At 70.2% G+C, this 21798-nt stretch carries 20 protein-coding genes and 1 riboswitch; of the genes, 16 read left to right on the top strand and 4 right to left on the bottom strand.

The window, feature by feature from the left end; translation table 11 throughout:
* Positions 1-2: 2 nt before the first annotated feature.
* Positions 3-1379: a cysteine desulfurase/sulfurtransferase TusA family protein gene (locus tag GSY65_RS09460; RefSeq protein ID WP_159766901.1), complete on the bottom strand. Its 1377-nt coding sequence runs from the start codon at positions 1377-1379 to the stop codon at positions 3-5.
* Positions 1380-1662: 283 nt separating this feature from the next.
* Between GSY65_RS09460 and ctaC the strand changes: the two genes are divergently transcribed.
* The 4 genes from ctaC (at position 1663) to GSY65_RS09440 (ending at position 6136) form a co-directional block, all read left to right on the top strand.
* Entirely contained in the window at positions 1663-2622 is a 960-nt protein-coding gene (gene ctaC / locus GSY65_RS09455) for an aa3-type cytochrome oxidase subunit II (protein WP_159766900.1), read from the top strand.
* Complete coding sequence (gene ctaD / locus GSY65_RS09450; RefSeq protein ID WP_159766899.1) at positions 2619-4364, top strand: aa3-type cytochrome oxidase subunit I; 1746 nt, start codon at positions 2619-2621, stop codon at positions 4362-4364. Before ctaC ends, ctaD begins: the two co-directional genes overlap by 4 nt.
* Entirely contained in the window at positions 4361-4759 is a 399-nt protein-coding gene (locus GSY65_RS09445) for a cytochrome c oxidase subunit 4 (protein ID WP_159766898.1), read from the top strand. Before ctaD ends, GSY65_RS09445 begins: the two co-directional genes overlap by 4 nt.
* Before the next feature lie 129 nt (positions 4760-4888).
* The gene (locus GSY65_RS09440; RefSeq protein ID WP_159766897.1) at positions 4889-6136 is read left to right on the top strand and encodes a L,D-transpeptidase; all 1248 of its coding nucleotides are present in this window, start codon (positions 4889-4891) and stop codon (positions 6134-6136) included.
* Positions 6137-6354: 218 nt separating this feature from the next.
* On the opposite strand, the gene GSY65_RS09435 is transcribed toward GSY65_RS09440, so the two are convergent.
* Complete coding sequence (locus tag GSY65_RS09435; RefSeq protein ID WP_159766896.1) at positions 6355-6756, bottom strand: hypothetical protein; 402 nt, start codon at positions 6754-6756, stop codon at positions 6355-6357.
* Positions 6757-6910: 154 nt separating this feature from the next.
* On the opposite strand from GSY65_RS09435, the gene ctaE reads away from it, so the two are divergent.
* The 7 genes from ctaE to GSY65_RS09400 all read left to right on the top strand — a co-directional run bounded on the left by ctaE (position 6911) and on the right by GSY65_RS09400 (position 14814).
* The gene (ctaE, locus tag GSY65_RS09430; RefSeq protein WP_055715524.1) at positions 6911-7531 is read left to right on the top strand and encodes an aa3-type cytochrome oxidase subunit III; all 621 of its coding nucleotides are present in this window, start codon (positions 6911-6913) and stop codon (positions 7529-7531) included.
* Between the two features lie 98 nt (positions 7532-7629).
* The gene (gene qcrC, locus GSY65_RS09425) at positions 7630-8439 is read left to right on the top strand and encodes a cytochrome bc1 complex diheme cytochrome c subunit (RefSeq protein ID WP_159766895.1); all 810 of its coding nucleotides are present in this window, start codon (positions 7630-7632) and stop codon (positions 8437-8439) included.
* Positions 8436-9494, top strand: a complete 1059-nt coding sequence (gene qcrA / locus GSY65_RS09420) for a cytochrome bc1 complex Rieske iron-sulfur subunit (RefSeq protein ID WP_159766894.1) — start codon at positions 8436-8438, stop codon at positions 9492-9494. The genes qcrC and qcrA overlap by 4 nt, the downstream gene beginning before the upstream one ends.
* The gene (gene qcrB, locus GSY65_RS09415) at positions 9491-11131 is read left to right on the top strand and encodes a cytochrome bc1 complex cytochrome b subunit (RefSeq protein ID WP_159766893.1); all 1641 of its coding nucleotides are present in this window, start codon (positions 9491-9493) and stop codon (positions 11129-11131) included. Before qcrA ends, qcrB begins: the two co-directional genes overlap by 4 nt.
* 155 nt (positions 11132-11286) lie before the next feature.
* Complete coding sequence (gene trpD, locus GSY65_RS09410; RefSeq protein WP_159766892.1) at positions 11287-12351, top strand: anthranilate phosphoribosyltransferase; 1065 nt, start codon at positions 11287-11289, stop codon at positions 12349-12351.
* A gap of 295 nt (positions 12352-12646) precedes the next feature.
* A riboswitch (SAM riboswitch) is annotated at positions 12647-12763 on the top strand.
* A 163-nt stretch (positions 12764-12926) separates the two neighbouring features.
* A complete protein-coding gene (locus tag GSY65_RS09405) occupies positions 12927-14297 on the top strand; it encodes an aminotransferase class V-fold PLP-dependent enzyme (RefSeq protein WP_159766891.1) in 1371 nt (456 codons plus the stop codon).
* 109 nt (positions 14298-14406) lie between these two features.
* The gene (locus tag GSY65_RS09400) at positions 14407-14814 is read left to right on the top strand and encodes a hypothetical protein (RefSeq protein ID WP_159766890.1); all 408 of its coding nucleotides are present in this window, start codon (positions 14407-14409) and stop codon (positions 14812-14814) included.
* Positions 14815-14940: 126 nt separating this feature from the next.
* On the opposite strand, the gene GSY65_RS09395 is transcribed toward GSY65_RS09400, so the two are convergent.
* Positions 14941-15222: an Lrp/AsnC family transcriptional regulator gene (locus tag GSY65_RS09395; protein WP_055516478.1), complete on the bottom strand. Its 282-nt coding sequence runs from the start codon at positions 15220-15222 to the stop codon at positions 14941-14943.
* Positions 15219-15995, bottom strand: coding sequence for a rhomboid family intramembrane serine protease (locus GSY65_RS09390; RefSeq protein WP_236579722.1), 777 nt, complete (start codon positions 15993-15995; stop codon positions 15219-15221). The genes GSY65_RS09395 and GSY65_RS09390 overlap by 4 nt, the downstream gene beginning before the upstream one ends.
* A gap of 191 nt (positions 15996-16186) precedes the next feature.
* Here GSY65_RS09390 and GSY65_RS09385 point away from each other — a divergent pair, with 191 nt between their 5' ends.
* From GSY65_RS09385 to GSY65_RS09365, 5 genes are all read left to right on the top strand, one after another.
* Entirely contained in the window at positions 16187-16426 is a 240-nt protein-coding gene (locus tag GSY65_RS09385) for a hypothetical protein (protein WP_055541554.1), read from the top strand.
* A 69-nt stretch (positions 16427-16495) separates the two neighbouring features.
* The gene (locus GSY65_RS09380; protein WP_159766889.1) at positions 16496-17839 is read left to right on the top strand and encodes an NYN domain-containing protein; all 1344 of its coding nucleotides are present in this window, start codon (positions 16496-16498) and stop codon (positions 17837-17839) included.
* Positions 17840-18105: 266 nt separating this feature from the next.
* The gene (locus GSY65_RS09375) at positions 18106-19140 is read left to right on the top strand and encodes a C40 family peptidase (RefSeq protein WP_201452491.1); all 1035 of its coding nucleotides are present in this window, start codon (positions 18106-18108) and stop codon (positions 19138-19140) included.
* A gap of 315 nt (positions 19141-19455) precedes the next feature.
* Entirely contained in the window at positions 19456-20493 is a 1038-nt protein-coding gene (locus tag GSY65_RS09370) for a C40 family peptidase (protein ID WP_159766887.1), read from the top strand.
* Between the two features lie 52 nt (positions 20494-20545).
* Positions 20546-21766, top strand: a complete 1221-nt coding sequence (locus GSY65_RS09365) for a hypothetical protein (RefSeq protein WP_201452490.1) — start codon at positions 20546-20548, stop codon at positions 21764-21766.
* The last annotated feature ends 32 nt before the right edge of the window (positions 21767-21798 follow it).

Raw genomic sequence — 21798 nt, 5'->3', positions numbered from 1 at the left:
GCTCAGTCCACCCGGCGCACCACGTAGGCCGAGCCCCGCTCCGCCGCTTCCTCTCCGACGTACTCCTGGCCCCGCATCTCGCACCACGCCGGGATGTCCAGACGGGCCGCCTCGTCGTCGGAGAGGACGCGGACGGTGCCGCCGACGGGGACGTCCGCGATCACCTTCGCCAGCTCGATGACGGGGATGGGGCACCGCTTGCCGAGGGCGTCCACCACGAGGGCGTCCTCGCGCACCACGGCGGCCGGCGCCGGCGCGCCCAGCTTCTCCCGCACCGCCGCGACCGCCCCCGGCAGTGCCGCCAGGAACCGCTCCACGTCCTCCTCCGCCGTGCCCGGCGGCAGCGACACCCGCACGTTGCCCTCGCTCAGCACCCCCATGGCGCGCAGCACATGGCTCGGCGTGAGCGTGCTGCTCGTGCAGGAGGACCCGGACGACACGGAGAACCCCTCGCGGTCCAGCTCGTGCAGCAAGGTCTCCCCGTCGACATAGAGACAGGAGAAGGTGACGACACCCGGCAGCCTCCGCACCGGATGACCGACCACCTCCACGTCCGGCACCAGCGCCGGCACCCGGGTCCGGATCCGCTCCGTCAACTCCCGCAGCCGCACCGCCTCCGCGGCGGCCTCCGCCCGGACCGCGCGCAGCGAGGCCGCCGCGGCCACGATCGCCGGGATGTTCTCGAACCCGGCGGCCCGCCCCGACTCCCGCTCGTCCACAGGCCCTTGGGCCGCGAACCGCACCCCCTTGCGCACGACGAGCAGTCCCACCCCGGACGGACCGCCCCATTTGTGGGCGCTCCCGGTCAGCACCGACCAGGTCCCCTCGACCCGGCCCCACCCCAGCGACTGCGCGGCGTCCACCAGCAGCGGCACCCCGGCCTCCCGGCACACCGCCGCCACCTCGGCCACCGGCTGCTCCGTCCCCACCTCGTGGTTGGCCGACTGCAGGCACAGCAGCGCGGTGTCGTCCCGCAGGGCACCGGCGCAGGCGTCGACGGCCACCGCGCCGGAGCGGTCCGCGCCCACGCGGGTGACCGTCCCGCCCGCGGCCTCGTGGGCCTCCGCCGCGTGCAGCACCGAAGAGTGTTCGACGGACGACACGATCAGGTGGCGTCCCGCGCGCCGCCGCCCCGCGAGCACCCCCGCGATCCCGGAGTGCACCGCCCGCGTACCGGACGAGGTGAACACCAACTCGTCGGCCCGGCACCCCACCGCCTCGGCCGCCGCCTCGCGGGCGGCGTCCAGCAGCATCCGCGCCCGCCGCCCCTCCCGGTGGAGACGGGCGGGATCGGCCCACCCCTCGTCCAGGGAGGCCAGCAACGCCTGCCGTGCGACGGGGTGGAGGGGAGCGGAGGAAGCGGAGTCGAAGTAGGCCACAGGCCAACGCTAAAGCCTCGGGGAGGGGGAAACGGGGGCGCGGGGAGCCGGGCGAACACCCGCAATCCGCGTACACCCGCCAAACCCCCCGAACTGTCGAGCTATTACGTGCACGGCATGACCCGCGGAGTGTTGGGCCCCCCTCCCCGCGCGACCCCAAATCGCGTCCAGTAGGGTTTGGTCCGCATAAACATCCAAACCCCTGCCCGCCGCAGGGCGGCGACCGACCAGCGAGAAGGCCGCAGCCTGACCTGCGCGGGCGAGACTCTCGGGAAGGCGCTACGTGAGTCCCAACGGCTCCGACCGCTCGCCGCGGCGCCCGATGCGGCGGAAGCTGCTGCAGGCACTGACTGCGGGCCTGGTCCTGGCGACCGCCACCGGTTGCACATACAAGGACTTCCCTCGCCTTGGTATGCCCACCCCGACCACGGAAGAGGCTCCGCGGATCCTCTCCCTGTGGCAGGGATCCTGGGCGGCCGCGCTCGCCACGGGCGTACTGGTCTGGGGCCTGATCCTGTGGAGTGCTTTCTTCCACCGGCGCAGCCGCACCAAGGTCGAGGTTCCCCCACAGACCCGTTACAACATGCCCATCGAGGCGCTGTACACGGTCGTTCCGCTGATCATCGTCTCGGTGCTGTTCTACTTCACCGCCCGCGACGAGTCGAAGCTCCTCGACACGTCCAAGAAGCCCGACGTCACGGTCAACGTGGTCGGCTTCCAGTGGAGCTGGTGCTTCAACTACATCGCGAACGTCGAAGGCTCCACCGGCGACGCCGCCACGGACGCCAACCTCGCCGCGATCCCGGACCGGTACAAGAAGGACTTCCCGGCGAACGCCGGCGGCGTCTACACCTGCGGTATCCCCGGTGACAAGAACCCGCAGACCGGTAACCCCGGCCCGACCCTCTGGCTCCCCAAGGGCAAGACGGTCCGCTTCGTCCTCACCTCGCGTGACGTCATCCACTCCTTCTGGGTGGTGCCGTTCCTGATGAAGCAGGACGTCATCCCGGGCCACACCAACGCCTTCCAGGTGACCCCCAACCAGGAGGGCACCTTCCTGGGCAAGTGCGCCGAGCTGTGCGGTGTGGACCACTCGCGGATGCTCTTCAACGTCAAGGTCGTCTCCCCCGAGCGCTACGAGCAGCACCTCAAGGAGCTCGCGGAGCAGGGCCAGACCGGTTACGTCCCGGCCGGTATTGAGCAGACGAAGCACGAGAAGAACCGGGAGACGAACGTACTGTGAGCATCCTCAACGAACCTCAGGGTGCCGCGGCGGCGGGGTCCCACTACGAGGACGAGCTGCCCGTCCGGCGCCAGCGCCGCGGTGAGGTCGTCGTGAAGTGGCTGACGACCACCGACCACAAGACGATCGGCACGCTCTACCTGGTCACGTCGTTCGCGTTCTTCTGCATCGGCGGCGTGATGGCGCTCCTCATGCGCGCCGAGCTGGCCCGCCCGGGCACGCAGATCATGTCGAACGAGCAGTTCAACCAGGCGTTCACGATGCACGGCACGATCATGCTGCTGATGTTCGCGACGCCGCTGTTCGCCGGATTCGCCAACTGGATCATGCCGCTGCAGATCGGCGCGCCCGACGTGGCGTTCCCGCGGCTGAACATGTTCGCGTACTGGCTGTACCTCTTCGGCTCGCTGATCGCGGTGGCCGGCTTCCTCACCCCGCAGGGTGCGGCCGACTTCGGCTGGTTCGCCTACTCCCCGCTGTCGGACGCGGTCCGCAGCCCGGGTGTCGGCGCCGACATGTGGATCATGGGTCTGGCCTTCTCCGGCTTCGGCACGATCCTCGGCTCGGTCAACTTCATCACCACGATCATCTGCATGCGCGCACCGGGCATGACCATGTTCCGCATGCCGATCTTCACCTGGAACGTGCTGCTGACCGGTGTCCTGGTCCTGCTCGCCTTCCCGGTCCTCGCGGCCGCGCTGTTCGCCCTGGAGGCGGACCGCAAGTTCGGGGCCCACGTCTTCGACGCGGCCAACGGCGGAGCGCTGCTCTGGCAGCACCTCTTCTGGTTCTTCGGCCACCCCGAGGTGTACATCATCGCGCTGCCGTTCTTCGGCATCATCTCCGAGGTCATCCCGGTCTTCTCCCGCAAGCCGATGTTCGGCTACATGGGCCTGATCGGCGCGACCATCGCGATCGCCGGCCTCTCCGTCACGGTGTGGGCGCACCACATGTACGTCACCGGCGGCGTGCTCCTGCCGTTCTTCTCCTTCATGACGTTCCTCATCGCCGTACCGACCGGCGTGAAGTTCTTCAACTGGATCGGCACGATGTGGAAGGGCTCGCTGTCCTTCGAGACCCCGATGCTCTGGGCGACCGGCTTCCTGATCACCTTCACCTTCGGTGGTCTGACCGGTGTCATCCTGGCCTCGCCCCCGATGGACTTCCACGTCTCCGACTCGTACTTCGTGGTGGCGCACTTCCACTACGTGGTGTTCGGCACCGTCGTCTTCGCGATGTTCTCCGGCTTCCACTTCTGGTGGCCGAAGTGGACGGGCAAGATGCTCGACGAGCGCCTCGGCAAGATCACGTTCTGGACGCTGTTCGTCGGCTTCCACGGCACGTTCCTCGTCCAGCACTGGCTGGGCGCCGAGGGCATGCCGCGTCGTTACGCCGACTACCTGGCGGCCGACGGCTTCACCGCCCTGAACACGATCTCGACGATCAGCTCGTTCGTGCTCGGCCTGTCGATCCTGCCGTTCCTGTACAACGTGTGGAAGACGGCGAAGTACGGCAAGCCCGTCGGCGTCGACGACCCGTGGGGCTACGGCCGTTCCCTGGAGTGGGCGACCTCCTGCCCGCCGCCGCGGCACAACTTCCTCACCCTGCCGCGGATCCGCAGCGAATCCCCGGCGTTCGACCTGCACCACCCGGAGATCGCCGCGCTCGAACAGCTGGCGCAGGGCGCTCCCCGCGCCGACGAGCTCGCGGGCAGCGGCAGCGGCAAGGAGGCCGGCAAGTGAAGATCCAGGGCAAGATGTTCATCTGGCTGAGCGTCTTCGTCCTCGCCATGGCGATCGTCTATGGCGTGTGGTCGAAGGAGCCGGCCGGTACCACGGCGCTCTTCCTGGCCTTCGGCCTGTGCATCATGGTCGGCTACTACCTGGCCTTCACGGCCCGGCGGGTCGACGTGGGCGCGCAGGACAACAAGGAGGCCGACGTCGCGGACGACGCGGGCGAGCTGGGCTTCTTCAGCCCGCACAGCTGGCAGCCGCTCTCCCTCGGCATCGGTGGCGCGCTCGCCTTCATGGGCGTCATCTTCGGCTGGTGGCTGCTGTACTTCTCCCTGCCGGTCATCCTGATCGGCCTGTGGGGCTGGGTCTTCGAGTACTACCGCGGAGAGAACCAGAACCAGTAACACGCGCCTGGCGAGGGAAGCCCGGACACTCCGACAGGAGGTCCGGGCTTCCCTCTTTTGCCACGCCGCACGTCCCTCACTCGGCCCACTCGGCGCGCCGCACCGGACGGCCGTTCCTACGTTGAAGCCATGAGCACTACACCGCGAAACCGCACGGTCGTCAGCTGCATCCTGCTGGTCGTCTCGCTGGGAGCGGGCGTCACCGCCTGCGGTTCCGGCGGACACCCGCTCTCGGGCAAGCCGTACGACGCGGCCGACCAGGTCTCCTTCAGCACCCCCTCCGGCGACGGCGAGAAGGCCGACCCGGACAAGCCCCTGGAAGTCACCGCCGAGGACGACGCACGCATCACCGACGTCACCGCCGTGGACGCCGCAGGACGCTACGTGGCGGGCGAACTCTCCGCCGACGGCAGCCGCTGGCACTCCACCTCACCGCTCGCCGCCAACGCCCGCTACACGGTCCGGGTGAGCACCGAGGACGACGACGGCGCCCCCGGCCGCGAGGAGAGGACCTTCGACACCGGCCGACCGCTCGCCAAGAAGCGCCTGAGCGTCACCTTCGGACCCAAGGGCGGCAAGTACGGCGTCGGCCAGCCCGTCACCGCCGAACTCAGCAGCGCGGTCAAGGACAAGGCGGCCAGGGCCGTCGTCGAACGGGCGCTCAAGGTGGAGTCCACCCCCGCCGCGGAGGGCGCCTGGCACTGGGTCGACGACAAGAAGCTCCACTACCGGCCGAAGGAGTACTGGCCCGCCGGCGCCACCATCAAGGTCCGCAGCAACCTGGAGGGCATAAAGATCGGGGACCGTCTCTGGGGCGGCAAGGCCGAACCCCTGACGCTCACCACCGGCGACAAGATCGTCGCCGTCACGGACGCCGCCGCGCACCAGATGACCGTCTACAAGAACGACGAGGTGATCAAGGAGATACCGGTCACCACCGGGATGCCCGGCTACGACACCCGCAACGGCGTCAAGGTCGTCCTGGCCAAGGAAGGCACCGTGCGCATGACCAGCGCGAGCATAGGTGCGTCGGACTTCTACGACCTGATCGTCCACAACTCCGTCAGGGTCACCAACAGCGGCGAGTACGTCCACGCCGCCCCCTGGTCCACCGGCTCCCAGGGCTACGCCAACGTCAGCCACGGCTGCACCGGCATGAGCAGCGCCAACGCCGAGTGGTTCTACGACACGATCAACGAGGGCGACATCGTCAAGGTCGTCAACTCCGCCGGCGACACCATGGCCCCCTTCGGCAACGGCTTCGGCGACTGGAACCTCGACTGGCAGAAGTGGCGCGAGGGCAGCGCCCTGACGGCCGGCACCAAGCAGGCACCCCGCTCCGAGGTCCAGGCCCGCCTGCGCCCCGAATCGGCGTGAGGCGGGGGCCTCGCCCCGTCAGGGGCGCGGGCGGGTACCGCCCAGGGCGGGTTCCGAAAGGACCGTCGTCTGCCCGAAGGGCGGGCCCGGCGGCCTCTGGTGCGGGCGATCGCAAGGCGGAGGGTCGCCCCGATACCGGTGGTATCGGGGCGATCCCGACAACGCGGCGAGCGTGCGTGCCGGACGCCGCCGGGCAGACGGGACTTTCGCAACACGCGCTAGGCGCTCAGCGCCCGCTTCTCACGGAGCAGGGAGGCGAGCGCCGAGGCGAACTCCACCGGGTCCACCGGCAGCGTCACCGCCCCGTCCGCGCGGCTCCACGTCGCCAGCCACGCGTCCTGCGGCCGGCCGATCAGCAGCAGCACCGGCGGGCACGCGAAGATCTCGTCCTTGATCTGCCGGCACAGGCCCATACCTCCCATGGGTACGGCCTCGCCGTCGAGGACGCAGACGTCGATCCCGCCCTTGTCCAGCTCCTTCACGACGGCCGCGGGCGTCGCGCACTCGAGGAACTCCACGAACGGGACGTCCGGGGCGGGGCGCCGGCCGGTCGCCAGCCGTACTTGTTCACGGGTGTTGGAGTCGTCGCTGTACACCAGCACCGTGGCGGTCGGGCGCATTGTTCCTCCGTTACGCAGAAGATTCAGACGTCGTACGGACAGGGACCGATGCGCGGATGCTACTCCCTCGAAGACCACGTCAGCACCGGTGCGGAAGGCAGCAACACTCCGAACGGCACCCCCCGGAGTGAGGGCGGGATAAGCGACCGACATAATGTCGGTCGTGGCGACAGCAACGACAGTAGATACCGGGCACGCGCACCCGTCGGTCAACCGGCCGAACCTCACCAGCGTCGGAACCATCATCTGGCTGAGTTCCGAGCTGATGTTCTTCGCGGCCCTCTTCGCGATGTACTTCACCCTGCGATCGGTGACCGGTCCGGAGTTCTGGTCGGAGAAGGCCGACACCCTGAACTTCCCGTTCTCGGCGACCAACACCACGATCCTGGTGCTCTCCTCCCTGACCTGCCAGCTCGGCGTGTTCGCCGCCGAGCGCGGGGACGTGAAGAAGCTCCGGATGTGGTTCATCGTCACGTTCGTGATGGGTGCGATCTTCATCGGCGGTCAGGTCTTCGAGTACACCGAGCTGGTCAAGCACGAGGGCCTGTCGCTCTCGTCGGACCCGTACGGCTCGGTCTTCTACCTGACCACCGGCTTCCACGGCCTGCACGTGACGGGCGGCCTCATCGCCTTCCTGCTGGTCCTCGGGCGCACCTACGCGGCCAAGAGGTTCACCCACGAGCAGGCGACCGCGGCCATCGTCGTGTCCTACTACTGGCACTTCGTCGATGTCGTCTGGATCGGCCTCTTCGCCACGATCTACATGATCAAGTAATCGGGCGGACGAGCCGGGCGGACCGTACGCCCTTCTCGATCCCGAGAACGACCCTTCCAGAAGCACCGACGCAGAAGATCCTGACACCGGGGTAATCCGTGAAAAAGCTCTCCGCACGACGACGCCATCCGCTGGCGGCGGTCGTCGTCCTATTCATCGCGCTGGCGGCCTGCGCGGGGCTGTACACCGCCTTGGCGCCCGCGGACAAGGCGGTGGCCGAAGAAACCGCGCAGACCCTCACCATCGAGGAGGGCAAGAAGCTCTACGCCGTGGGCTGCGCGAGCTGCCACGGCACCGGCGGTCAGGGCACCTCCGACGGGCCGAGCCTGGTGGGCGTGGGCGCGGCCGCCGTCGACTTCCAGGTCGGCACGGGCCGTATGCCGGCGCAGCAGCCCGGCGCGCAGGTCCCGAAGAAGAAGAACATCTACTCGCAGGCCGAGATCGACCAGCTCGCGGCGTACATCGCCTCGCTGGGCGCGGGTCCCGAGATCCCGACCGAGAACGCGTACAACCCCGAGGGCGCGGACATCGCCGAGGGCGGTGAGCTCTTCCGGACGAACTGCGCTCAGTGCCACAACTTCACCGGCAAGGGCGGTGCGCTGTCCAAGGGCAAGTACGCGCCGAGCCTTGAGGGTGTCGACCCGAAGCACATCTACGAGGCCATGCAGACGGGCCCGCAGAACATGCCGTCCTTCCCCGACACCACGATGTCGGAGGAGAACAAGAAGGACATCATCGCGTACCTCGAAGCGGTCAACAGCAGCGACACCGTGGAGCCCGGTGGCCTCAGCCTCGGCGGACTCGGTCCGGTCAGCGAGGGCCTGTTCGGCTGGGTCTTCGGACTCGGCACGCTGATCGCTGTCGCCGTGTGGGTCGCCGCTCGGACCGCAAAGGCCAAGAAGTCATGAGTAGCCAAGACATTCCAGAAGAGAACCTGCCCGCTGAGCAGGGCGACGCGCACGGCGCGGTGAAGGTCGCGGACGAGGAGAACCCCTTCTCGGACCCCGGCCTCCCGCCCCACGAGCACCGGATCCAGGACATCGACGAGCGGGCCGCCAAGCGGTCCGAGCGCACCGTCGCCCTGCTGTTCACGGTGTCGATGCTCTCCACCATCGCGTTCATCGCCTCGTATGTCGCGATCCCCGTCGACAAGGCGATCTACGTCTGGCCGATCGGGCACATCAGCGCGCTGAACTTCGCGCTGGGCGTCACCCTGGGCCTGGCCCTGTTCTGCATCGGCGCGGGCGCGGTCCACTGGGCCCGCACCCTGATGTCCGACGTGGAGGTCGCCGACGAGCGTCACCCGATCGAGGCCTCGCCCGAGGTCAAGGCCAAGGTCCTGGCCGACTTCAAGCAGGGCGCCAAGGAGTCCGCGATCGGCCGCCGCAAGCTGATCCGCAACACGATGCTGGGCGCGGTGGCCATGGTCCCCCTCTCCGGTGTCGTCCTGCTGCGTGACCTCGGTCCGCTGCCCGGAACCAAGCTGCGGCACACCACGTGGGCCAAGGGCAAGAAGCTCGTCAACATGAACACGGGTGAGCCGCTGCGTCCCGCGGACGTCGCGGTCGGGTCGCTGACCTTCGCCATGCCGGACGGCCTGAGCGAGGAAGACCACGACTTCCAGAAGAACATCGCCAAGGACGCCCTGATGATCGTCCGGATCCAGCCGGACAACATCAAGTCCAAGAAGTCACTGGAGTGGGGTCACGAGGGCATCCTGGCCTACTCGAAGATCTGCACCCACGTCGGTTGCCCGATCTCCCTGTACGAGCAGCAGACGCACCACGTGCTCTGCCCCTGCCACCAGTCCACCTTCGACCTCGCCGACGCGGGTCAGGTGATCTTCGGCCCCGCGGGTCACGCCCTGCCGCAGCTGCGGATCACCGTCGGCGAAGACGGTTACCTCGAAGCCCTGAGTGACTTCGAAGAGCCCGTCGGTCCTGCCTTCTGGGAGCGCGGATGAGTACTGCAAGCACCACGGACGCGCGCGACAAGCGCGGGAAGGCACCGGCCGGCGAGCGCGTCGCCGACTGGGCCGACGGCCGGCTCGGGATCTACTCCCTGGCCAAGGCCAACATGCGCAAGATCTTCCCCGACCACTGGTCGTTCATGTTGGGCGAAGTGTGCATGTACAGCTTCATCATCATCATCCTCACGGGTGTGTACCTGACGTTGTTCTTCCACCCGTCGATGAACGAGGTGGAGTACCACGGCCCGTACGTCCCGCTGCAGGGCCAGCTGATGTCCGAGGCGTTCAACTCGACCATGCACATCTCGTTCGAGGTGCGCGGTGGTCTGCTGATCCGGCAGATCCACCACTGGGCCGCGTTGGTCTTCCTCGCCGGCATGTTCGTGCACATGATGCGCGTGTTCTTCACCGGCGCGTTCCGCAAGCCGCGTGAGGTCAACTGGCTGTTCGGCTTCCTGCTGTTCGTCCTGGGCATGTTCACCGGCTTCACCGGCTACTCGCTCCCGGACGACCTGCTCTCCGGTACCGGTGTCCGCTTCATGGAGGGCGCGGTCCTGTCCGTGCCGATCGTCGGCACGTACCTGTCGTTCTTCCTCTTCGGCGGGGAGTTCCCCGGCGGCGACTTCGTGGCCCGGTTCTACTCGGTGCACATCCTGCTGCTGCCCGGCATCATGCTCGGCCTGATGGTGGCGCACCTGATCCTGGTCTTCTACCACAAGCACACGCAGTTCGCGGGCCCCGGAAAGACGAACAACAACGTCGTCGGCATGCCGCTGCTGCCCGTGTACATGGCCAAGGCCGGAGGCTTCTTCTTCCTGGTCTTCGGTGTCATCGCGATCATCTCGGCGATCGCCACGATCAACCCGATCTGGACGATCGGCCCCTACCGTCCGGACCAGGTGTCGACCGGCGCCCAGCCCGACTGGTACATGGGCTTCTCCGAGGGCCTGATCCGTGTGATGCCGGGCTGGGAGATCAACTTCTGGGGTCACACGCTCGTCCTGGGTGTGTTCATCCCGCTGGTGATCTTCCCGCTGGTCCTGGTCGCGATCGCGGTCTACCCGTTCATCGAGTCCTGGGTCACCGGCGACAAGCGCGAGCACCACATCCTGGACCGCCCGCGCAACGCCCCGACCCGTACGGCCTTCGGCGTCGCGTGGATCACCTGGTACATGGTCCTGCTGATCGGTGGTGGAAACGACCTCTGGGCGACCCACTTCCACCTGTCGATCAACGCCATCACCTGGTTCGTCCGGATCGCGTTCTTCGTGGCTCCGGTCGTCGCGTTCATCATCACCAAGCGCATCTGCCTCGGCCTCCAGCGCCGCGACAGGGACAAGATCCTGCACGGTCGCGAGACCGGCATCATCAAGCGCCTGCCGCACGGTGAGTTCATCGAGGTCCACGAGCCGCTCAGCCAGGAGCAGCTGCACACGCTCACGGCGCACGAGCAGTACAAGCCGGCCGAGATCGGTCCCGCGGTCGACGAGAACGGCGTCGCCCGCAAGATCACGCGTCGCGAGAAGCTGCGGGCCAAGCTGAGCAAGGGCTACTACAGCGAGGACAACCAGATCCTCAAGCCCACCGTCGAGGAGTACAAGGAGATCACGAGCGGCCACGGCCACCACTGATCCCCCGCTTCGCCACACACGGTCGAAGGGCCCCCGTCCGATCTTCGGACGGGGGCCCTTCGCCGTGCCCGGAGCTGGATAGGGTGAGAGCTACCGATGACCTCGCGTCCGCGGGCGGTGACCGTCCCCGCGGCTACGACCACCAGGAGCGGCTGATGAGCGCTGTGACCCCCGCCGGAGGCGACACCGCGGCGGACCGTTCCTGGCCCCAGGTGCTGAACGCGCTTCTCGCCGGGCAGGACCAGGACGCCGGCGCCACCTTCTGGGCGATGGACCAGATCATGCGCGGTGAGGCGACGGACGCGCAGATCGCAGGGTTCGTGGTGGCGCTCCGGGCCAAGGGCGAGACGGTCGCGGAGATCACCGGGCTGGTGCGGGCGCTCTACGAGCACGCCAAGGTGATCGAGGTGTCGGGCCGGACCGTCGACATCGTCGGTACGGGCGGCGACGGCGCCAGGACGGTCAACATCTCCACGATGTCGTCGATCGTCGTCGCCGGTACGGGCGCCAAGGTCGTCAAGCACGGCAACCGGGCCGCGTCCTCGGCCTCCGGCGCGTCCGACGTGCTGGAGAAGCTCGGCGTCAATCTGGAGCTGACGCCGCAGCGGGTCGCGGAGGTCGCCGAGGAGGCGGGCATCACCTTCTGCTTCGCGGTGAAGTTCCATCCGGCGCTGCGTCATGTGGCCGCCGCGCGCGGGCAGTTGGGCATCCGTACGGTGTTCAACGCGCTCGGGCCGCTGGCGAACCCGGCGCAGGTGCGGGCCCAGGCGGTCGGCGTGGCCGATCTGCGGATGGCACCCATCATGGCGGGCGTCTTCGCCGAGCGCGGCAACTCGTCGCTGGTGTTCCGCGGCGACGACGGGCTGGACGAGTTGACGACCACGGCGACGTCGCGGGTGTGGGTCGTCCGCGACGGCAAGGTGACCGAGGAGGCGTTCGACCCCCGGGACGTGGGCCTGGAGCTGGTGCCGGTGTCCGCGCTGCGGGGCGCCGACGCGTCCTACAACGCGGACGTCGCACGGCGTCTGCTGGCGGGTGAGACGGGGCCGGTGCGGGACGCGGTGCTGCTGAACTCGGCGGCGGCACTGGTGGCGCTGGACCCGGGCAGCGGATCGCTGGCGGAGCAGCTGCGCGGCGGGATGGAGCGGGCCGCGGAGTCGATCGACTCGGGGGCGGCGCGGAAGGTACTCGACCGCTGGGTCGCGGCGACGAATCGGTAGGGCCGGACGCGGCAGGGTGAGGGCCGAGGGGTACGTCGGCGTGTGCGCGTCCGTTGTGGCGTGTCGCGCAGTTCCCCGCGCCCCTGAAGGGGATCGGCCCTGCGGCCCGCCCTTCATCCGGAAGAGCACGGGGCGTAGCCCCGGTCGCTTTTCAGGGGCGCGGCGAACTGCGTGAACAACCCTCACCCACCCGCACCCGCCGGCGAACCCGTACCCCCGAGTGACCAGGCGCTCTCATCCCGCTATCCGGACACGAGTTGCGGCGCGGCGATCACTTCGCGTACGTTCCTGGGCAGGTCATGAGTGACAGCCACAAGGCCCCGGCCGGCTGTCCGGCAACCCTCCGTCCGTGGCGGGGTGCCCCGGGTGAAGACCAGGTCGTAGGCAGCGAGGTCTACGGCAAGCGCGGACCCCTCGCACACTCGTGAGAAGTGTGGGGCCAGGGGTCCTGGTCGATCGAGGGAGCCTTCCGTGAGCAAGCGAATGCGATAGGGCCGCCGAGCCCCGCCTCCGCGCACCCCTTTTCCTTCCTCCGGCGTGCCCTTCTTCGGCATGCCCTCTCACGGGAGTTCCCCATGTCTGTCTCCAGCGTCTCCAGCCTTGCCGCCGACCCGTCCGTTTGTGCCCCGCTGTCCGTTCTCGGCCGCGATGTCACCGTCCCCCTCGTCACCGGCGGCGAGGTCACCTACGCCGCGCTCGACTACGCCGCCAGCGCCCCCGCCCTCCAGCGGGTCTGGGACGACGTGGCGGCGTACGCGCCGTACTACGGCAGCGTGCACCGGGGCGCCGGGTATCTGTCGCAGCTGTCGACGGACCTCTTCGAGAACGCCCGCCGCACCGTCGCCGCGTTCCTCGACTGCCGGGAGGACGACCAACTGGTCTTCACCCGGTCCACCACCGACTCGCTGAACCTCCTCGCCGCCGCGCTCCCCGCCGGCTGCCAGGTCTTCGTGTTCGAGACCGAGCACCACGCCTCGCTGCTGCCCTGGCGGGAGGCCCACGTGACGTACCTGGACGCGCCCCGGACGCCCGCCGAGGCCGTCGCCACGCTGGAGCGCGCCCTCGCCGACCGGGACCCTCACGGGCCCGCGCTGGTCTGCGTCACCGGCGCCTCCAACGTCACCGGGGAGATCTGGCCGGTGCGGGAGCTGGCCGCCGCCGCGCACGCGCACGGCGCGCGCATCGTGCTCGACGCCGCGCAGCTCGCGCCCCACCACCCCGTCTCCGTGCAGGACCTGGACGTCGACTGGGTCGCCTTCTCCGGGCACAAGCTGTACGCGCCGTTCGGCTCCGGCGTCCTCGCCGGGCGCGCCGACTGGCTGCGGCAGGCGGACCCGTACCTCGCGGGCGGCGGAGCCTCCCACAAGGTCACCCGGCGGACGGACGGGGGCGTGGACGTCGAGTGGCACGAGACCGCCGCCCGCCACGAGGCCGGCTCGCCCAACGTCATCGGCGCGTACGCCGTCGCCTCCGCCTGCCAGGCCCTCACCGAGGCCGGGTTCGACACCCTCGTCGCCCGTGAGCAGCATCTGATCGACACGGTCCGCGCCGGGCTCGCCGAGGTGCCCGAGGTGCGGGTGCTGTCCCTGTTCGGGGACGACGCCCCGCGGGTCGGTGTCATTTCCTTCGTCGTCGAGGGCTGGAACAGCTCCCACTTCGCCGCCGCCCTCTCCGCCGAGTACGGCATCGGCGTCCGCGACGGCCTCTTCTGCGCCCACCCACTGGTCCGCACCCTGCTCGGCAGCGACCCGCAGACCCAGGGGGAGTGCGGCGCGCCCGAGGCGGCGCCGGGCGAGAAGTCCCTCAACGCGATCCGGGTGAGCTTCGGCGCGGGCACGCCCGACGAGCACGTGGAGCGGTTCGTGCGCGCGGTCGGGGAGCTCGTCCGCGACGGCGCCCGGTGGAACTACCGCACCGTGGACGGCCGGTGCGTCCCCGTCACCTGACGCCGCCCGCGGCCACCCTGCCCCAAAGGACAACTGTTCGCAGGTGAAGAGGGCTGCCTAAGGTGGGTGGGCGGCCGGTCTTCGCGGCCGCTCACCACGGGGAGTTCGGATGAAGCACGGGATGAAGGGGCTCGCGGTCGCCTCCGCCATGACGGTGGGCATGGTGCTCGCGGGCGGGATCCAGGCGGGCCCGGCCGAGGCCGCCATGGGCGACTGCAAGCCGAAGGGCTCGCTCTGCCTCTGGGACGCCAAGAACTACCAGCACACCATGTCGTACTACATGGTGAAGGCGGTGCCCGACTACAAGTGCGGCAGGGGCGCGTGGAAGCCGCCGTACGCCGACCACCCCACCCACAAGCGGCTGCCGCGTTCGACGTGGAACCGGACCACCAAGACGTGGTACGGCAAGGACAGCCGGGGCAAGGACCGTCAGATCGTGCGCAAGACCGGGATGCGCGGGTCGACCGATCCGGACATCAGCGCCTACAAGTCGATCAAGAAGTGGTGCTGGAAGTGACATCGGAAGACGTCTTCCGGGCGGTCGCCGGACCGGTGTAGCGCTCCTTCGGCAGTTCGACGCGGCGGGCCCCCTCCTCGGAGGGGGCCCGCCGCGTGGTGTCCGTGCGACCGCCTCCGGCCCTGGTCAGCCGTCCAGGCCGATCGCGAACGCGGCCTCCAGGTCGTGCTGCGAGTAGGTCCGGAACGCCACGTGCGTGTCCGTTCCCTGCACCCCCGGGATCTTGCTGATGCGCCCGGGGATCACCTCGGCGAGGTCCTCGTGCGCCTTGACCCGGACCATGGCGACCAGATCGTACGTACCGGTCACCGAGAACACCTCGGTCACCGACTCGATCGCGGCGATCGACTCCGCGATCTCCGGGATCCGGTCCACGCTGGTCTTGATGAGCACGATCGCGGTGATCACGGCTGGTGTTCTCCCTCGGGGGCCGGAGCAGGGGCGTTCGCTGTCACTCTAGTCCTCCGTCCATAACGCCCCCACGCGTAGACGAACCCCAGTCCGAACCCGACGAGGTGCGCCAGATAGGCGACCCCCGGCCCGGACGTCTCCCGGCGCGCGGCCAGCCACTGCAGGGTCACCCAGAACGGCAGGGTCACCCAGGCGGGGAAGCGCAGCGGCAGGAAGAACAGGAACGGGAACAGGCTCGTCACGCGCGCCGCCGGGAACAGGAAGAGGAACGCGCCGAGGACGGCGGAGATCGCCCCTGACGCGCCCACCAGGGACTGCTCCGAGCCGGCGTGCGCGACCGCGTACGCCACCAGGGCGAGATACCCGCAGCCCACGTAGAACAGGGCGAACTCCACATGGCCCATGCGTTCCTCGGCCATCGCCCCGAAGACGAAGAGGAACAGCATGTTGCCCAGCAGGTGCAGCCAGCTGCCGTGCACGAAGAGGGCCGTGAGGGGCGTGAGGACCGCCCGGGGCGTGCCGGCGAAGAGTTCGACCGGTACGACACCCCAGCGGCGGAAGTAGGCCCGCTGCGCGGCGAGCAGCTCGTCACCGGCGCCGTACACGGGGTTCAGGCCCGCCGCCGGACCGATCAGGAAGACCAGGCAGCAGGCGACGATCAGTCCGTACGTCACCGGTGCCGCCTCGTTCCGTACGGGCCGGTCGAGCGGTCGCCGCGTCCCGGCGGCGGACCGGCGCCCGTATGCATGTGCGCTCCACTTGCCGATCATGAGCAGAGCATGACGTAACGGGACCCACCGGCACAGACCGCCTCGCCGCCGAAAGGGTTCGTCGTCACCGCCGGAGGCACTCCCCGGGCGGGCGGGCGGCGAGTACCGGTCAGGCCGTAGGGTTACGAGCCACACGCACCGGGAGTCCGGCGCGCGCATCACGGAGACTGGAAGAAGGAAGAGCAGCCACGATGACGGTTCCCCTGCCGACGGCCACGACCCGCTGGCGCTGCACCCTGTGCGGCAATCTCACGCGGTTCGACGTGACCCGCTCGTCCAAGGTCGTCGAGTACGTTCACCTGGACCTTGCCGGGGAGCCGAAGGTCGAGGAGCGCGAGGTGGTCAGTGAGACCATCGAGTCGGTCCGCTGCCGCTGGTGCAACGCCGTGGACCAGGTGGAACTGGTGGACAGGCCGGGCGCCGGCTCCTGAGGACGGGGTCCCCCGCTCGCGCGCGTCGGGAGCGGCGGAAGGGGCCCGCACGGAAATGGGGTGTGACGGATGGTGGAGACCGCAGGCGGGGGGCCGGGCGACGGCGCCGCTGAGGTGCTCGACCGTCCGCTGCCCGAAGGCGTGCGCCGGCGTGTCGTGCAGATCGTGTCGGACGGGTTCGGCGGCCTGACCGTCGCCGAACTGCCCGCACAGCTCCGGCAGTACGCCCGGTTCGCCCCGAACCGCCGGGTGAAGTTCGCGGGCAACGCCATGGCGGCCGCGGTCGAGAGCGACACGCTTTTCAGACAGCGGATCGGGGAGCGGTTCCGGGAGGCCCACCCGGAGCTGGCCGGCGCCCTCGACACCGGCGCGCCGCCCCCCGCCGCCGACCCGCTGGACGTGGCGGCCGCCGCGTACGTCCTGCGCCCCACGGGCTGGGTGAAGCTGGTCGCGGCGGCCGGCGAGGAGGCCCAGCGGGCGGACGCCGAGCGGGCCGACGAGGAGAGCCGCGCCGAACTGGAGCGGCTGCGCGAGCAGCTCGCCGAGGCCCGCGACCACACGAAGGCCGAGACCGAACGGCTGCGCCAGGAGCTGGAATCGGCCAAGAAGGACGCCGACTCCCTGCACCGCAAGCTCCGCGCGGCCGTCAGCGACGTCAAGCGCGGCGAGGCCGCCCTGCGCAAGCTGACCGCCGAGATGGAGACCCTGCGCGCCGAGAGCCACGCCCAGGTGTCCACCGCCGAGAGCGAGACCCGGCGGCTCAAGGCCCGGCTCGGTGAGGCGGAGGCCGCCCTGGAGGCCACCCGGCGGGCGGCGCGTGAGGGACGCAGCGTCGAGGACATGCGCGTCCGGCTGCTGCTGGACACCGTGCTGGACGCGGCCCAGGGGCTCAGACGGGAGCTGGCGCTGCCCCCGGTGTCCGTACGGCCCGCCGAGACCGTCGACGCGGTCGAGCCGGGACGGATGACCCCGAAGGACATCGCCGCCCGCGCCCTGTCCGAGCACGACCCGGCGATCCTGGACCAGTTGCTCGCCCTGCCGCAGGCCCACCTCGTGGTGGACGGCTACAACGTCACCAAGACCGGCTATCCCCAGATGCCCCTGGAGAAGCAGCGGTTGCGGCTCCTCGGGCAGCTGTCGCAGCTCGCCGCGCAGACCGGCGCCGAGGTCACCTGTGTCTTCGACGGGGCGGAGCTGGCCGCGCCCGTGCTGCTCGCCCCGCCGCGCGGGGTGCGGGTGCTGTTCTCCAAGCCCGGCGTCACCGCCGACGAGCTGATCCGCCAGCTGGTGCGTGCCGAACCGCCGGGCCGGCCGGTTATCGTCGCCTCCACCGACCGCGAAGTGGCCGACGGCGTCGCCAGGGCGGGCGCGCGGCCGGTGGCGTCGGCGATGCTCCTGAAGCGGCTTTCCTGACTTTTCGATCGCTTCCGCGCCAGCCGTAACGTACAGGTGGAATGACCGAATTGACGGAAGTGTTGCGCAACGTAGCGTCAATCGAGCATTACTGCATGTGTGTTGAGTGTAAATAGTGCGCCGAGGGATGCGATTTTTGCTGTGCGGGATTTGAAGTGATCACCGTTGGGTCACTAGGGTCTGGGCTCAAACCTCTGGACGGGTGATCGTTGCCGCCGGTCCCCCTTCGGGCGGGCGATCGCTCAGCAAGAAGGAGTTCACCTACCGTGGCGTCCCACCGTCGACCGAAGCAGCCGAGCCGTGCACGAGTGAGCGTGCTCACCACCGCCGCCGCCGCTGCCGTGGCACTGACCTCGCAGGCGGCCAACGCCGCCCCCAGCGACAAGCCGAGCAAGGAAGAGGTCAAGGCCAAGGTCGACGCGCTCTACGAGGACGCGGGCCGGGCCACCGACAAGTACAACGGGGCCAAGGAGAAGCAGGAGAAGCTCCAGAAGGAGATCTCCACCATCCAGGACAACGTCGCCCGCGGCCAGGAGGAGCTCAACGAGCTGCGCGAGGGCATAGGCCAGGCGGCCAGCGCCCAGTACCGCACCGGCGGCATCGACTCCTCGATCCAGCTGTTCCTCTCCGCCGACCCCGACGACTACCTGGACAAGGCCGCCACCCTGGACCAGTTGAGCGGCCAGCAGGTCGAGCAGCTGAAGAAGATCCAGGAGAAGCAGCGGGCGCTCGCCCAGCAGCGCCAGGAGGCGGCCGAGAAGCTGGAGGACCTCGCCGAGACCCGCGAGACCCTGGGCAAGAAGAAGAAGGAGTACCAGAGCAAGCTCGCCGCGGCGCAGAAGCTCCTCAACAGCCTCACGGCCCAGGAGCGGGCCGCGCTCGCCGAGGACGAGCAGCGCGCCAGCCGCGATGCCGGCGAACGCGTCGAGCTCGGCAAGGACGTCCCGGCCTCCGACCGCGCCGCCGCCGCGCTCGCCGCCGCCGACACCCAGCTCGGCAAGCCGTACGTCTCCGGTGGCAGCGGCCCTAACTCCTACGACTGCTCCGGGCTCACCCAGTGGGCGTACGCCCAGGCCGGTGTGTCGATCTCCCGGACCACGTACACCCAGCAGAACGACGGCACGAAGATCGGCCGTGACCAGCTCATGCCGGGCGACCTGGTGTTCTTCAACAACCTGGGCCACGTCGGCCTCTACGCCGGCAACAACACGGTCATCCACGCCCCCTACCCGGGCAAGGTCGTCCGCTACGAGTCGATGGACACCATCGGGTCCTTCCAGTTCGGCGTCCGCGTCGTCTGACGCCCCCACGGCTCGAACGAGGCCGGTTGTCACCCACCGTGACAACCGGCCTCGTTCTGCTTCAAGATCAGGACACAGCGCCGCCCGAACGGGCGAATTCCCGCACCTTTCCCTGACCCCGCGCCCCGCTGGTGACCTGCGCACCGGGCAGGGCGTCACGCTCCGTGCACGCGGAGGTCTTTGGGTGTGACCGGGTCGCGCGGCTACTGTCGGCCGCGCCTGCCTCACCCGCCGTGAGAACGCCCCCGTCAGGGGCCACCTCGACGCCGTACCGGGGGAGGGTCCTGTCCGCCGTCGAAGGGAGTGCGGCTTCCCGTGGGGTCCCACAGTCGTCTTGTACCGTCCGGGTTCGACCGGGGCGCGGCCGCCGCCCTGGGCGCGCTGTCCGCCGCGGCCGCCGCGCTCGGCGCCATCCCCGTCCAGCAGGCCGCCGCGGCGCCGCAGGACCACTCCACCCGTGCCGAGGTGGACCGGCTGTACGAGCAGGCCGAACGAGCCACCGAGGCGTACAACAAGGCCGACGAACGCGCCGACGAGCTGCGCGACCAGGTCGGCGCCGCCCAGGACGCCATCGCCCGCAAGCAGGACAGCGTCAACACCATGCGGGAGTCCCTCGGTTCGCTCGCCGGCGCGCAGTACCGCTCGGGCGCCTTCGACCCGTCGCTCGCCCTGCTGTTCTCCGCCGACCCGGACGACTACCTCGCCAGGGCCTCCGCGCTCGACCGGATCAGCACCCACCAGGCGGGCGAACTCCACGACCTCCAGCAGGCCCTGCGGGAGCTCGCCCAGAAGCGCCAGGAGGCCACCGGGAAGCTCGCCGAGCTGGAGAAGAGCCGCAAGGCCGTCGCCACGCACAAGCGGACCGTCGAACGGAAGCTCGCCCGGGCCCGCGCGCTCCTCGACTCCCTGCCCGACGAGGAGCGCGCGGAGTACGGCCGCGCCTCCCGCTCCGGCCGCGCCGCGATGGACCAGGAGATCCCCGGCCTCTCCGGGGCCGGCGCGCCGAACGCCCGCGCCGCCACCGCCGTCTCCGCGGCCCGCTCCGCCCTCGGCAGGCCCTACGTCTGGGGTTCCACCGGCCCGCACGGCTTCGACTGCTCGGGCCTGATGGTCTGGTCGTACGCCCAGGCGGGCGTGGCGCTCCCGCGGACCTCGCAGGCCCAGCGGTACGCGGGCACCCAGGTCCCGCTCTCCCAGGCCCGGCCCGGAGACCTGGTCACCTACCGCTCCGACGCCAGCCACGTCGGTATGTACGTGGGCAACGGCCAGGTCATTCACGCCCCCTACCCGGGCGCCCCCGTGCGCTACGACCCCGTCGGCATGATGCCCATCGCGTCGGTCACCCGGCCCTGACGCGGTCCCCCGCCGCGGCCGGGCCCGGCCGGGCCGCCGTACGATCGGGAACGTGGCTGGCCGACGGCGTGCGCTCGCGGGAGGCGCGGGAGTGTGTCTCGCGCTGACCCTGCTCGCCGGCTGCGGCGGCCCGGCACCCGACTCCGCGCGCGCCGATGTCGAGGCCATGCTCGACCGGCGGGCGGCGGCGGTCCTGCGGCGGGACGCGGCGGCCTACCGGGCCACCGAGGAGCCCCTCGCCACCACGCGCGGCCAACGGGCCACCGGGGCCGCCGAGTTCGCGAACCTCCACGAACTGCCGCTGGCCTCCTGGTCCTACGACCTCACCGGCTTCCGGCGCAACGGCGACCGGGCGACGGCCGAGGCGGCCCTGCGCTACCGGATCCGCGGCTACGACCGGGCGCCCCTCACCGCCGTACGGACGCTGACGCTCACGCGGGACGACGACGGCCGCTGGCGGGTCGCCTCCGACGAGCCTTCCGAGCGGGGCACCGAACAGCTCTGGGAGCAGGGGCCGGTACGGGCCGTCCGCGGCGAGCGGAGCCTGGTGCTCGGGGTGGGCAGGTCGGAGGCGAACCTGCGGGAGTACACGCGGCTGGCGGACCGGGCCGTGCCCGCCGTGACCGAGGCGTGGGGCGAGGACTGGGCGCGGCGGGTCGTCGTCCTCGTACCGAAGTCGCTGGAGGAGATGGCGGGGCTCCTCGGGGCGCCCGCGTCCGGCTACCAGGGGATCGCCGCCGTCACCACCGGTGAGGCCACAGGTGCGGCCGGGGCGCCCGCGGACCGGATCATCGTCAACCCCGACGCCTACGCGGTGCTCGGCGCGTCCGGCAAGCAGGTCGTCCTCACCCACGAGACGACCCATGTCGCCACCCGCGCCCACACCAACGCCGCCACGCCCCTGTGGCTCTCCGAGGGCTACGCCGACTGGGCCGGCTACCGGGCGACCGCCCGCACCGCGCCGGAGGTCGCCCCGGAGCTGCGCAGGGCGGTCCTGGCGGGGCGGGTCCCCGACGCGCTGCCCGCGGACGCCGACTTCGGCTTCACCGGCGACGGGGACCGGCTCGCCCGCGCCTACGAGGGCGGCTGGCTCGCCTGCCGGCTCATCGCGGACCGCTGGGGCGAGGAGCGGCTCGACGCGTTCTACCGCGCCGTCGGAGCCCACGGCAAGCGCCCCGGGGCCGTGGAGGGCGCCCTGAAGGACGTCCTGGGCACGGACCTCGCCGCCTTCACCGCCCAGTGGCGGGCGTACCTCCGGGACCAGCTCGGCTGAGCGCCGGGCTCCCGCGGGTGGCGCGCGCCGGG

Source organism: Streptomyces sp. HM190, from assembly GCF_009857135.1.
Lineage (GTDB): Bacteria > Actinomycetota > Actinomycetes > Streptomycetales > Streptomycetaceae > Streptomyces > Streptomyces heilongjiangensis.
The sequence above is the reverse complement of the archived record's forward strand: the minus strand, read 5'-3'. Positions and strand labels throughout refer to the sequence as shown.

What these genes read in the sequence shown, in the direction of transcription:
- GSY65_RS09440 (WP_159766897.1), top strand. Translation starts at nt 4,889, where the DNA reads ATGAGCACTACACCGCGAAACCGCACGGTCGTCAGCTGCATCCTGCTG.
- GSY65_RS09435 (WP_159766896.1), bottom strand. Translation starts at nt 6,756, where the DNA reads ATGCGCCCGACCGCCACGGTGCTGGTGTACAGCGACGACTCCAACACC.
- ctaE (WP_055715524.1), top strand. Translation starts at nt 6,911, where the DNA reads ATGTCGGTCGTGGCGACAGCAACGACAGTAGATACCGGGCACGCGCAC.
- qcrA (WP_159766894.1), top strand. Translation starts at nt 8,436, where the DNA reads ATGAGTAGCCAAGACATTCCAGAAGAGAACCTGCCCGCTGAGCAGGGC.
- qcrB (WP_159766893.1), top strand. Translation starts at nt 9,491, where the DNA reads ATGAGTACTGCAAGCACCACGGACGCGCGCGACAAGCGCGGGAAGGCA.
- trpD (WP_159766892.1), top strand. Translation starts at nt 11,287, where the DNA reads ATGAGCGCTGTGACCCCCGCCGGAGGCGACACCGCGGCGGACCGTTCC.
- GSY65_RS09405 (WP_159766891.1), top strand. Translation starts at nt 12,927, where the DNA reads ATGTCTGTCTCCAGCGTCTCCAGCCTTGCCGCCGACCCGTCCGTTTGT.
- GSY65_RS09400 (WP_159766890.1), top strand. Translation starts at nt 14,407, where the DNA reads ATGAAGCACGGGATGAAGGGGCTCGCGGTCGCCTCCGCCATGACGGTG.
- GSY65_RS09390 (WP_236579722.1), bottom strand. Translation starts at nt 15,995, where the DNA reads ATGATCGGCAAGTGGAGCGCACATGCATACGGGCGCCGGTCCGCCGCC.
- GSY65_RS09385 (WP_055541554.1), top strand. Translation starts at nt 16,187, where the DNA reads ATGACGGTTCCCCTGCCGACGGCCACGACCCGCTGGCGCTGCACCCTG.
- GSY65_RS09380 (WP_159766889.1), top strand. Translation starts at nt 16,496, where the DNA reads ATGGTGGAGACCGCAGGCGGGGGGCCGGGCGACGGCGCCGCTGAGGTG.